The sequence below is a fragment of the Caulobacter sp. BK020 genome (genome assembly GCF_004342605.1).
In the GTDB taxonomy this organism is placed as follows: domain Bacteria; phylum Pseudomonadota; class Alphaproteobacteria; order Caulobacterales; family Caulobacteraceae; genus Caulobacter.
Window position 1 is genome coordinate 164,736 of the sequence record NZ_SLZL01000003.1, and the last position, 11,490, is coordinate 176,225.

Genomic DNA, 11,490 nt, shown 5'->3' on the forward strand with positions numbered 1-11,490 from the left:
GAGATCTTTGGGAGGGTGCGATGCGGCGGATCGGAACGCGGCTTTTGGGGCTGGCGCTGTGCGTAGGGTTGGCCTGGCCGGCGGCGGCCGCCACCTCACCGCCGACTTGGACCGGCTCGTGGGCCACGGCCCTGGTCTCGACCGACGCGGCCAACCTGCCCGCGCCGCAGGGCGAGGTCACGATCCGCCAGGTGGTGAGGCTGGGCGCCGGCGGTTCGCGCCTGAGGCTGCGGCTGGCCAACACCTTCGGGACCGCCCCGCTGCGGATCGACGGCGCCCGGGTGGCGCTTGCTGGCGCCCCCGGCGGCTCGACGATTGTGGCGGACACTGACCGGGCGGTGAGCTTCGACGGTCAGGCCGGGGTGACCATTCCGCCAGGCGCGACGTGGCTGTCGGACCCGGTGAACCTGCCGGTCGAGGGTCTGGCGCGGCTGGCCGTCAGCCTGCGGCTGCCCGAAGTTCCCCGCCAGGCCAGCGTGCACCGCTCGGCGCGAACCACGGCCTTCATCGTGGCCGGCGACCAGTTGGCCGCGCCGGAACTGACGGACGCCGCGACCTTCACCCAGTGGGCCCAGCTGGCCGGCGTCGACGTCGAGCGGCCCGCCGGCAAGGGCATGGCGGTCGTGACCCTGGGCGACTCGATCACCGACGGCTCGGGCGCCGGCGTCGATGTCTACGAGCGCTGGCCCGACGTGCTGGCCGCGCGGTTGCAGGCCGACCCGCGGACGAAGGGCGTCTCGGTGCTGAACGTCGGCATCGGCGGCAACAAGCTGCTCAAGGACGGCAGCGGCCAGGCAGCCCTGGCGCGCCTGGATCGCGACGTGCTGGCCCAGCCGGGGGTGAAGGCCATGATCGTGCTGATCGGCGTCAACGACATCGGCGGCCTGTCGCGCGAGGGCGAGGTGACACCGGAAAAGCGGACCCAGGTGGTGACCGGCCTGATCGCCGCCTACCGCCAGATCGTGACCCGGGCCCATGAGCGCGGCATCCGGGTGGTAGGCGCGACCATCCTCCCGTGCGGCGGGACCAAGGTCTACCGCTCCGACGCGGACGCCGACGCCGACCGCCAGGCGGTTAACGCCTGGATCCGCGACTCGGGCGTGTTCGATGCGGTGGTCGACTTCGACAAGGTGACCCGCGACCCCGCCCACCCCGAGCGGCTGCTGCCGGCCTATGATTCCGGCGACCAGCTGCATCCCTCGCCAGCGGGCTACAAGGCGATGGGCGAGGCGGTGCCTATCAAGGCGCTGGACTGATCGGGATGGAGCCGGGGACATGTCCCCCGGCCGTCGCCTACCCACCGTCACGCTGACGGCGCTGGCCTTCAGCCGCCGTGTCCGCGGAATCTCCATTCACGTTATTAAGCAGACAATCGCAGGTCGAACCTGGAGGATCAGCGGCGTTCCGACAGGGGAACGTTGAAGGGGTCCAGGGCTAAAGCCCCACTCCGCTGAATGTACGCTCCTCTGCATCCAGCCCTGGTCGCCGCGCCCCGCCTTCGGTCCAGACCGGTTGCGACGGCCGATCCCGCGCCACGCTTCGCGCCGCCAACTCATCATGTCCGAAGTCGTCGACCGCGATCACCGCCGCCACGGCCTTGTCGGCAGCCTCCAGCGCGGCGATCTCGTCGGCGCTCACCCAACCCTGCTCGACCCCTTCCCTCCAGTGGCGGATCTTCTGGGCGCGCAGGCGGTCGTGGATCGGCTGGGTGGCGACCACGCGCTCGAAGGCGTCGATCAACTGGCCCACCGCCTCGTCCTTGCCGCCGACATAGACGTTCTCGATCAGCCGGTCGCGGGTGGCCGAGGGATGCAGCAGGAGCTCGGCGCAGGCCGTCGTCACGCGGTCCGATGGGCCCCGGCGACGTGGTCCCAGCGGCAGGATCGCCGCCCGCAACAGCCAGCCGGCCAATAGGTTCGGCAGGTTGGAGAACACCTCGTCGAAACGCTGCTCGATCGTCGCGAAGCCGGTGTCCATGCACCATTGCAGCAGCGGAAAGTCGGCGTCCTGGCGGCCCTCGTCCTCCCATCGCTTCAGGGCGCCCGACAGGAAATAGAGCTCGGCCAGGATGTCGCCCAGCCGGCCCGACAGCATCTCCTTGCGCTTCAGGGCCCCGCCCAGGGTCAGCAGGGCGATGTCGGAGGTCAGGGCGAAGGCGGCGCTGTAGCGGCTCATCTGACGATAGAAGCGACTGGCGCGTCCGGCGTCCGGCGCCGGCGCGAAGGCTCCGCCGGTCCAGCCGAGGCTCCAGGCTTTCAGGCCGATGCGTAGGGCGTGGGCCACATGCCGCCAGAACACGTCGTCGAACGCGGCCAGGCCCTTGGCCCGGTCTTCTTCGCCGATCGCCACGATCTCCTGCAGCAGGAACGGATGGGCCCGGATCGCCCCCTGGCCGAACACCATCAGGCTGCGGGTCAGGATGTTGGCGCCCTCGACGGTGATCCCCACCGGGATGGCCCGGTACTGCGAGCCCATATAGTTGCGCGGCCCCTCGATCACCGCCTTGCCGCCGTGCACGTCCATGGCGTCGTTGACCACCACCCGCATGCGCTCGGTGGCGCCCGATTTCAGCAAGGCCGAGATCACCGACGGGTGGTGGCCCAGGTCCAGGCCCGTGCAGGTCAGGCGGCGGCCGGCGTCCAGCAAGTAGGCGTTACCGGCGATGCGGGCCAGGCGTTCCTGCACGCCTTCGAACTTGCCGATCGGCACGTTGAACTGGCTGCGCACGCGGGCGTAGGCCCCGGTCGTCAGGGCGCTGAACGACGCCGCCGCGCCCGACAGGGCCGGCAGCGAGATCCCGCGCCCGGCCGCCAGGGCGGTCATCAGCATCTTCCAGCCCTGGCCGACGCGCTCGGCGCCGCCGATCACCAGCTCCATCGGGATGAAGACGTCCTTGCCCCAGTTGGGACCGTTCTGGAACGTCTGGAAGGCGGGCAGGTGGCGGCGGCCGATCTCGACTCCGGCCGTGTCGGTCGGGACCAGGGCGCAGGTGATGCCGATGTCCTCGACCTCGCCCAGCAGGCGGTCGGGATCGCGCAGCTTGAAGGCCAGGCCCAGCACCGTGCAGACGGGTCCCAGGGTGATGTAGCGCTTGTGCCAGTTCAGCCGGATCCCCAGCGTCTCCTGGCCCTTCCAGGTCCCGCGGCAGACCACGCCCTCGTCGACCATGGCGCCTGCGTCCGAACCCGCCTCCGGGCTGGTCAGGCCGAAGGCGGGCACCTCGCGCCCGTCGGCCAGGCGCGGCAGCCAGTGGTCGCGCTGGGCCTGGGTCCCGAATTTCAAGATCAGCTCGCCCGGTCCCAGACTGTTGGGCACCATGGCCGTCACCGCTGCCGACACCGAGCGGGTGGCGATCTTGCGCACGATCTCGGCATGGCCGAACGCGGAAAAGCCCAGGCCGCCGTAGTCTCTCGGGATGATCATCCCGAAGAACCTCTGGCTCTTCAGATAGGCCCACGCCTCCGGCGGCAGGTCGCGGGTCTCCCAGGTCATGCTCCAGTCGTCGAGCAAGGCGCACAGGGTGTTCACCGGTCCGTCGAGAAAGGCCTGCTCGTCGGAGCGCAGCTTCGGCGCGGGGAAGGCCAGCAGGGCGTTCCAGTCCGGATCACCGCTGAACAGCGCCGTGTCCCACCAGGTGTCGCCGGCGTCGATCGCCTCGCGCTCGGTCTGGGACAGGGCGGGCATCACGCCACGCGCCCACGAGAGGATCGGCCGGGTGATCAGGTCCCGGCGAAAGTCGAAGGTGCTGGTCATGACGCCGCCTCGGTTACCGATGGACGTCTAACGCGGGGCGCGGGCTGGGGATGCGGCGGCGAGGCCAGAGGTTTCGTCGTGCCGAACGCGGCCGGATCGATCTTCTGTTGGGGGAGTGGGTTTCGGACAGGCCTTGCGTCCTTCGAGGCCCGCTGCGCGGGCGCTTCAGGATGAGGCGTTTTGTACTAGATTCCTCATCCTGAGGTGCGCGCTCTTGAGCGCGCCTCGAAGGACGCATGGCGCTCGAAAAATCCAACTAGGGTCGTGAACGGCCTTTCGAGCCAGTCTCCGATTCCGACATCCAGATCGCCGCCTACCCCGCTTCCCCCGTCAGCTCGCGCCGCGCCTTGTCGAGTTCCTCGGCGTAGCGCCGCGTCGCGTAGGCTTCGGAGAGGATGCCGATCACCTCGCGGTTGGCGTCGATCACCGCCAGTTCGTCGGCCTGGGTGTGGTCGAAGGCGCGCATGACCTCCTTGATCGACTGGTCGGCGGTCAGGGCCGTGTCGGCGTACTGGACCAGCGAGGCGACCACCTGCTCGCTCTCGTCGGGATGGGCGTAGGCCAGGGCCGTGCGGACGATGCCGGCGTAGCGGCCCGTGGCGTCCAGGGCGACCACCCGCTTGGTCGAGCCCAGCGGATAGCGGCGGCGGAACTCGGCCAGAGTCGCGTCGGCGGGGATGGTCTTGGCGTCCTTGCGCATCATCCGCCCGGCGGTCAGGGGGCGCATCCAGCTGACGTCGTGGGCGCTGCGGATGGTCTCGCCGCGCAGGTGCAGCCGCCAGGTCGAGAACGAATAGCCGAACGTCTCGCGCACGATGGCGCTGGCGATCAGCGAGGCCACCAGGGCGGCGGCCGCCACGGTGAAGTCGCCGGTCGCCTCCAGCACCAGGAACGACATGGTGAAGGGCCCGCCGACCACCGCCACGCCGAACGCCCCCAGGCCGACCAGGGCCGCCACCGTCGGGTCCAGCGACGGCAGCCAGGGGACGAACACGGTCAGGGCCGCGAAGATCTGGCCCACCAGCACGCCCAGGAACAGCGAGGCGAAGAACAGCCCGCCCCGGAAGCCGAAGCTCAGCGACACCACGCTCGCCAGGGCCTTCATGGCCAGCAGGATCAGCAGCATCCTCAGGCCCAGGTCGGCGGTCAGGTTGACGTGCACCGCGCCATGGCCGGCCGACAGGGTCTGAGGCGTGATCATCGCCAGGGCCGCCAGGGCCACGCCGCCGACCATCGGGCGGAAGGTCTTGGGCAGCCTGGACTTTCCGACCAGGCCCTCGGCCGAGGCCACCAGCCGCATGAGGGCGATGCCGGCGAAGGCGCAGACCACGCCCAGCAGGGCGTAGAGGCCGTAGTCGAACCACGACTGCACGGCCGGGGTCGAGGTCTTCAGCAGATAGGGCAGGCCGCCCATCCGCCCCGCCACCAGCACCGCGGCCAGGGCGGCGGCGGCCACCGGGGCCAGGTTGGCGACGGTATAGGCGCCGATGACGATCTCGAACGCGTAGAAGGCCCCGGTCAGGGGCGCGCCGAAGGCCGCGGCGATGGCCGCCCCGGCCCCGGCCCCGACCAGGGTGCGCATGTCGGCCCGCCGCAGGTTCAGCCGCTGGCCGGCGAACGAGGCGATGGCCGCCCCGGCCTGGGCGTAGGCGGCTTCCAGCCCGACCGAGGCCCCGACCCCGTTCGACAGCAGGGTCTGGCCGCAGATGAAGGCGCTGTCCCGGACCGACAGGTGCCCGCCATGCAGGGCGTTGGCCTCGACCGGGTCGATGGCCGGCTTGGGGCGGTATTTCAGCCAGACCCAGGTGGCGACGCCCAGCACCAGCCCGCCCAGCGGGATGGCCAGGGTCCGCCAGGGGGCGACCACGCTCTGGGCGCTGAGCCGCTCGTCGATATTGATCGCGAACAGCACCACCTGCAGGCCGTGCGCCAGCTTGGCCTGCAGCACCGCCAGGGCCCCGGCGCCGGCCCCGATCAGGGTGGCCACCGCGATCAGCCACAGCTCGCTGGACCGGATCCGCCGCCGCAGCCAGCCCAGCCAGCGCACGGAGGTGGTGGTCGGGAGGGACAGCTGCATGAGGCTCCGGTCGCGAAGGGCGGCGCGGTCATCTTACGGGGATCGCGGGGGACTGGCAAAGCGGGGGACAGGTCCATGGACCTGTTCCCGTCAAAGCGCGCGGCCGCCTTCATGCGCCAGCAGCCACCGCTTGCGCTCCACCCCGCCGCCGTAGCCGGTCAGGGCGCCGCCGGTTCCGATCACCCGGTGGCACGGCACGACGATGGCGATCGGATTGGCGCCGTTGGCCGCCCCGACCGCGCGCACCGCGGCGGGACGTCCGACCTGTTCGGCCAGACGGGCGTAGCTGGTCGTCGCGCCGAGCGGGATCTCGGTCAGGGCGGTCCACACCTGCTGCTGGAAGGCCGTACCGCCGATCGTCCAGGGCACGGTCCGCAGCGCCGCCAGGTCGCCGGCGAAATAGGCGGTCAATCCGTCGCGTACGGCGACCGGCGCGACGCCGGCCTCCACGGGCTGGCCCCGGTGGTGCAGGCGCAAGGCGCGCTCCAGGCGCTGGGGCTGGTCGTGGAACTCCAGCACGCGCAGCCGCCCGCGCGCGTCGGCGACCACGTCGATCTCGCCGATCGGTGTGGCCAGCACCTCCAGCGTTAGGGCCTCAGGCCGCACGCTTCACCTTCCGCACCGGCGGCGCGCCCTCGTCGCCCAGCGAGGCCCACAGGTGCAGGGCGGCGTAGGCGCGCCACGGCCGCCAGGCCTCGGCCCTGGCCAGCAGCTGGTCCGGCGTCGGGCGAACGCCCTCGGCGTCGGCCAGGGCGCGCATCAGGGCGACGTCGGCGGCCGGGAAGGCGTCGGGCTCGCGCAGCTGGCGCATGGCGATGTACTGGGCCGTCCATTCGCCGATGCCGGGCAGGGCGCGCAGGCGAGCGACCATCTCGGTCAGGCTGGCGGTCGGCGACAGCAGGTTCGGGGCGGCGGCGATCGCTTCGGCCATGGCCGACAGGCAGCGGATGCGCGCGCCGGGCATCTTCAGGCCGGACAGGTCGACGGCGGCCAGACGGTCGGCCGACGGGAAGGCGTGGGTCAGGCCCGGTTCGGCCCAGGGTTCGGCCAGCGGCTCGCCATGCGCGGCGGTCAGGTCGCCGGCCAGCTTGCGGGCCTGAACGACGGTGATCTGCTGGCCCAGGATCGCCCGCACCGCCAGCTCGAACCCGTCCCAGGCGCCGGGCACCCGCAGGCCGGGGCGCAGGGCCACCATCCGGGCCAGGTCCGGGTCGCGCGACAGCACCTCGCCGATGCCGACCGGATCGGCCGACAGGTCGAACACCCCGCGCACCCGGGCCAGGATGCGGGGCAGGGCCGAGGGCTTGGGGAACCGCACCGCCACGCTCAGCCGGTCGCCGCCGATCGGCGCCACGGCGATCGTGCCGGCCGCGCCGTCCAGGGCGATGACCCGGCGGTAGACGCCGCTCTCGACGACCTCGACGCCCGGGATCGCCCGCATGGCCAGGAAGGCCAGCATGCCCTCCCAGTCATAGGGCGGACGATAGCGCAAGGTCAGGGAAATGGCTTCGCCGGCCGGGGCGGGAAGGGTCTTCCTGCGGCGCAAGGCGGCCGGCGGGCGGTCGTAGAGCTGCTGGAAGGTCTCGTTGAAGCGCCGCACGCTGCCGAAGCCGGCGGCCAGGGCCACCTCGGCCATCGGCAGGTCGGTCTCGTGGATCAGCTGCTTGGCCAGCAGCACCCGCCGGGTCTGGGCCACGCCCACCGGCGTCGCGCCCAGGTGCTGCAGGAACAGCCTCCGCAGCTGCCGCCCGCCGACTCCGACGCGCCCGGCCAGGGTTTCCACGTCCCCCTCGTCCAGCGCGCCGGCCTCGATCAGGGCCAGGGCGCGGCTGACGGTGTTGGAGGCCCCGTTCCAAGCCCCCAGCTGCGGCGAGGTCTCGGGCCGGCAGCGCAGGCAGGCGCGGTAGCCGGCCTCTTGGGCCGAGGCGGCGGTGGCGTGGAAGGTGACGTTCTCGCGCTTGGGCGTGCGAGCCGGGCATACCGGCCGGCAGTAGATGCCCGTGGTCCTGACGGCCACGAACAGCCGGCCGTCGAAGCGGGCGTCGCGGGTCTGGATGGCGCGGTAACAGGCGTCGGGATCAAGGTCCATGCGCCGGATCATAGACGCCGACGAGGCGACGTCTCGCGGTTTTCGGACTCTGTCGTCAGAGGTATCTCCCGCCGTGCTGGACTCCGGCGGGCTAGGAGTCGCATGTATATCTACAATCGCCACGCGAATTATATTCATCACATGGCAAATGTCGTGCGGTCGACACTTGTCGGACTAAAGATGTAAACCCGACACGTCGCCTGTAGCAAAGCTGCCATGCGACAAAATGCACAGTCAAAACAGTCCAATACGCGGACGTTAATGCTCAATTCGCCATGAACATTAGAAAGTGGTCAACCGAGATGGTCGCCCAATAGGCCTCAAATCTGGTCTGGGGCCATCACCATGAAATATCCTGTTCTCTGGGCGACCAGCGCGCTGATCGCCGCCGTCGCCGTGTCCGGCGCCCTTGCGGGAGGGGCCGTCGCCCGCCAGGAGCGCGGCGCGCCCGGCGTCAGCCTGGCCCGCGACGTGGTCGCCGCGGCCAGCGCTTTCGAGACCTATACGCGCGGGGCTGGCGCCATCTCGGCGGGGTTCGAGAGCGGCGGCGGCGTCGCCGAGGCCCTGGCCAAGGGCGCGGCCTACCAGCCCGAGCAGCTGGACGCCGGCATGATCGCCTATGGCGCCATCGCCGCCCTGCAGGAGGAGGCCTTCATCGACGGCGTGCGCCAGGCGGCCCGCGAGACGTCGCCGGAGGCGCTGGTCGAGCGGCTGGAAGCCAATCCCGAAAGCGTCATCGAGATCGCCGGCGTCGGGGCCGCGGCCAGCCGGGCGCAGGCCGCGCTGCTCAAACGCGGCGCGCCGCTGGGCGTCACCGGCCGGGCGGTCAAGCAGGCCGCCTACGACGTCCAGCGCCAGGAATGGTCCAAGGGCCCGATCGCCGACAACGCCGGTCGCCTGGCCAGGATCAAGGCGATGTCGGCCGCCTTCTTCACCCCCGGCGACGATGACGCGGGCCGGCTGATCCAGGCCGCGACCGCGCCGCGCGAAGGCTCGGGTTTCGGCGGCGAGGGCGGCGCGGCCTTCACCCCGGTCACCGTCCGGGCCGCCGCCCTGGCGGCCCTGGCCGTGCTGGGCGCGGCCGGCGACGCCGACGCCGCCAAGCTGGACGTGGTCATGCACGAGCAGAAAAGCGGCTACTGCATGAAGATGGCCAAACTGAACCTCTACCAGTGCCTGGCCGTGGCCGGTCCGCACTACGAGGACGTCTTCTGCCTGGGCCAGCACGCCCTGATCGACACCGCCCAGTGCGTCAACGACGCCGCGGGCGGGGGCAGCGCGCCGCCGCCGCCGACCGCCGCCCCGGCGCCGCGTCCGGTCCCCGGGTTCCTGATCCCGGTGGCCGGTCAGGCGGTGGCGGCGATGTCGCCGGTTCCGGACGGGAACTAGGGCGCCAAAGCGTCACTCGCGATGGCGGTCTAGGCGATCATCTCCGGATCGTTCCGCCGCAACCAGGCCGAGGCGTAGCTGCAGAGCGGCACGATCTTCATACCCTCGCTGCGAGCGGTCTGCGCCACCTGTCGCATCAGGCGGCCGGCCGCGCCCGTGCCGCGCAGGGCGGGGTCGGCCTCGACGTGGGGGATCACCAGGCGATGGCCGCTGCGCTGGTAGTCGGCGAAGGCGATGCGCCCATCGACCTCGAGTTCGTAGCGGCTCTTGGCGGGGTTGTGGCTGAAGGCGTCGGTCATGACTCGCATATGGGCTGGACGGCGCGCCGCGCCAGGCGCGTTAATGGACTTTGGGGGCTAACGCGCGAGCGAGGTGGGCGATGCGAACTCTCTTGGTGTTTGTGGCGTTCGGAACCCTGGCGGCTGCGGCCGCCTGCGGCCAGAAATCGGCGACCCAGGCGTCCGGGAGCGGGGCAGCGGAGGGGCCGAAGGCGGCGACCACGGCTCCGGCCGCCGCGACGCCCGCGCCGACGGGCTGGCCCAAGCGCAAGCCGGGTCTGTGGACCCAGACGATGACCCTGCAGGCCCAGGGCTTTACGCGCAGCTTTCGCTTCTGCGTCGACGCGACCAGCGACGAGAAGATGGGGCTGGACAGCCAGGGCGACGACAAGCGTTGCCAGCGCAAGTCGATGACGCGCGGCGCGGACGGAAGCTGGACGGTCGTATCGGCCTGCGACATGGGCCCGGCCGGCAAGACCGACAGCACCATCCACGTCGCGGGCGATTTCGACACCCGCTACGTGATGGAGGTCGCCAGCACCACGACGGGCGCGGCCCAGCCGGCGATGAACGGCGAGCACAAGATGTCGATGACCGCCGAATGGTCGGGCGCCTGCCCGGCCGGCTGGAGCGGCGGCGACGTCGAGATGCCCGGCGGCCGGCGGATCAACCTGCTGACCAAGGCGGTGTCCGGCGGGTAGGGCGCCTTAAACCAGCTCCACCGCCATCGCCGTGGCCTCGCCGCCGCCGATGCACAGGGACGCCAGGCCCTTCTTGCCGCCCCGTGCCTGAAGGGCGGCGATCAGGGTGCACAGGATGCGCGCGCCCGACGCGCCGATTGGGTGCCCCAAGGCGCAGGCGCCGCCGTTGACGTTCAGCTTGTCGTCCGGGATGCCCAGCTCCTGCTGGGCGATCATGGCGACCACGGCGAAGGCCTCGTTGACCTCGAACAGATCGACATCGGCGACCGTCCAGCCGGCCTTGTTCAGCGCCTTCTTCATGGCGGGAACCGGGGCGGTGGTGAACAGGGCCGGCTCGTGAGCGTGGGCCGCGTGGGCGACGACCCGGGCGACGATCGGCAGGCCCAGGCGCTGGGCCACGCTCTGCCGGGTCATGACCAGGGCGGCCGCGCCGTCGCTGATCGAGGACGAGTTGGCCGCCGTGATCCCGCCGTCGCGAGCGAAGGCTGGACGCAGGGTCGGGATCCGGGCGGGGTCGGCCTTCAGCGGCTGCTCGTCCTGGCTGACGGTCTCGACGCCCTTGCGGGTGGTGACGGTCACCGGGGCGATCTCGGCGGCGAAGGCGCCGGAGGTCACCGCCTGCTGCGCCTTGGCCAGGCCCTTGACCGCGTAGTCGTCCATGGCCTCGCGGCTGAACTGGTAGGTCGCGGCGCTGTCCTCGGCGAAGGCGCCCATCAGCTTGCCGGGGGTGTAGGCGTCTTCCAGTCCGTCCAGGTACATGGCGTCCAGCATCTGGTCATGGCCGATGCGCGCGCCCGAGCGGTGCTTGGTCAGGAGGTAGGGTGCGTTGGTCATGCTCTCCATGCCGCCGGCGACGATGATCTCGGCGCTGCCGGCCGCCAGGGCGTCATGAGCCATGATCGCCGCCTGCATGCCGCTTCCGCACATCTTGTTGACGGTGGTGGCCTCGACCGACTTGGGCAGGCCCGCGCCCACGGCGGCCTGGCGGGCCGGGGCCTGGCCGAGGCCGGCGGGCAGGACGCAGCCCATGAAGATCTGCTCGACCTGGTCGCCCGAAACGCCCGCCCGCTCGATCGCGGCCTTGACCGCCGCCGCGCCCAGTTCTGTGGCCTTGGCTCCGGCCAGCGCCCCCTGGAATCCGCCCATCGGCGTGCGGGCGAACGAGACGATGACGATCGGATCGGCGTTGGACATGCCTGAGCT

9 protein-coding genes are annotated in these 11,490 nt (G+C 71.3%); 3 read left to right on the forward strand and 6 right to left on the reverse strand.

Annotated elements, in window-relative coordinates; translation table 11 throughout:
- Positions 1-20: 20 nt before the first annotated feature.
- Positions 21-1,256 carry an SGNH/GDSL hydrolase family protein gene (locus tag EV278_RS04795; RefSeq protein WP_132087303.1) on the forward strand — a complete coding sequence of 412 codons (1,236 nt, stop codon included), beginning with the start codon at positions 21-23 and terminating at the stop codon, positions 1,254-1,256.
- Between the two features lie 178 nt (positions 1,257-1,434).
- Here EV278_RS04795 and EV278_RS04800 read toward each other — a convergent pair whose 3' ends face one another.
- The 4 genes from EV278_RS04800 to EV278_RS04815 all read right to left on the reverse strand — a co-directional run bounded on the left by EV278_RS04800 (position 1,435) and on the right by EV278_RS04815 (position 7,919).
- Positions 1,435-3,753 carry an acyl-CoA dehydrogenase gene (locus tag EV278_RS04800; RefSeq protein ID WP_132087306.1) on the reverse strand — a complete coding sequence of 773 codons (2,319 nt, stop codon included), beginning with the start codon at positions 3,751-3,753 and terminating at the stop codon, positions 1,435-1,437.
- Positions 3,754-4,066: 313 nt separating this feature from the next.
- Positions 4,067-5,830, reverse strand: a complete 1,764-nt coding sequence (locus tag EV278_RS04805; RefSeq protein ID WP_132087309.1) for a chloride channel protein — start codon at positions 5,828-5,830, stop codon at positions 4,067-4,069.
- Between the two features lie 90 nt (positions 5,831-5,920).
- Positions 5,921-6,436: a methylated-DNA--[protein]-cysteine S-methyltransferase gene (locus tag EV278_RS04810; protein WP_132087312.1), complete on the reverse strand. Its 516-nt coding sequence runs from the start codon at positions 6,434-6,436 to the stop codon at positions 5,921-5,923.
- Positions 6,426-7,919 carry an AlkA N-terminal domain-containing protein gene (locus EV278_RS04815; RefSeq protein ID WP_165916527.1) on the reverse strand — a complete coding sequence of 498 codons (1,494 nt, stop codon included), beginning with the start codon at positions 7,917-7,919 and terminating at the stop codon, positions 6,426-6,428. Before EV278_RS04815 ends, EV278_RS04810 begins: the two co-directional genes overlap by 11 nt.
- A gap of 345 nt (positions 7,920-8,264) precedes the next feature.
- Between EV278_RS04815 and EV278_RS04820 the strand changes: the two genes are divergently transcribed.
- Positions 8,265-9,308 carry a hypothetical protein gene (locus EV278_RS04820; RefSeq protein WP_132087318.1) on the forward strand — a complete coding sequence of 348 codons (1,044 nt, stop codon included), beginning with the start codon at positions 8,265-8,267 and terminating at the stop codon, positions 9,306-9,308.
- 29 nt (positions 9,309-9,337) lie between these two features.
- On the opposite strand, the gene EV278_RS04825 is transcribed toward EV278_RS04820, so the two are convergent.
- A complete protein-coding gene (locus EV278_RS04825; protein ID WP_056761260.1) occupies positions 9,338-9,607 on the reverse strand; it encodes a GNAT family N-acetyltransferase in 270 nt (89 codons plus the stop codon).
- A gap of 80 nt (positions 9,608-9,687) precedes the next feature.
- Between EV278_RS04825 and EV278_RS04830 the strand changes: the two genes are divergently transcribed.
- Positions 9,688-10,287, forward strand: coding sequence for a DUF3617 family protein (locus tag EV278_RS04830; protein WP_132087321.1), 600 nt, complete (start codon positions 9,688-9,690; stop codon positions 10,285-10,287).
- A 6-nt stretch (positions 10,288-10,293) separates the two neighbouring features.
- Here EV278_RS04830 and EV278_RS04835 read toward each other — a convergent pair whose 3' ends face one another.
- The gene (locus EV278_RS04835; protein WP_132087324.1) at positions 10,294-11,481 is read right to left on the reverse strand and encodes an acetyl-CoA C-acyltransferase; all 1,188 of its coding nucleotides are present in this window, start codon (positions 11,479-11,481) and stop codon (positions 10,294-10,296) included.
- Between the last annotated feature and the right edge of the window lie 9 nt (positions 11,482-11,490).

Excerpts from the sequence above, each read along its gene's own strand:
- EV278_RS04830 (WP_132087321.1), top strand. The coding sequence starts at position 9,688 with ATGCGAACTCTCTTGGTGTTTGTGGCGTTCGGAACCCTGGCGGCTGCG.
- EV278_RS04815 (WP_165916527.1), bottom strand. The coding sequence starts at position 7,919 with ATGGACCTTGATCCCGACGCCTGTTACCGCGCCATCCAGACCCGCGAC.
- EV278_RS04805 (WP_132087309.1), bottom strand. The coding sequence starts at position 5,830 with ATGCAGCTGTCCCTCCCGACCACCACCTCCGTGCGCTGGCTGGGCTGG.
- EV278_RS04800 (WP_132087306.1), bottom strand. The coding sequence starts at position 3,753 with ATGACCAGCACCTTCGACTTTCGCCGGGACCTGATCACCCGGCCGATC.
- EV278_RS04820 (WP_132087318.1), top strand. The coding sequence starts at position 8,265 with ATGAAATATCCTGTTCTCTGGGCGACCAGCGCGCTGATCGCCGCCGTC.
- EV278_RS04835 (WP_132087324.1), bottom strand. The coding sequence starts at position 11,481 with ATGTCCAACGCCGATCCGATCGTCATCGTCTCGTTCGCCCGCACGCCG.
- EV278_RS04825 (WP_056761260.1), bottom strand. The coding sequence starts at position 9,607 with ATGACCGACGCCTTCAGCCACAACCCCGCCAAGAGCCGCTACGAACTC.
- EV278_RS04795 (WP_132087303.1), top strand. The coding sequence starts at position 21 with ATGCGGCGGATCGGAACGCGGCTTTTGGGGCTGGCGCTGTGCGTAGGG.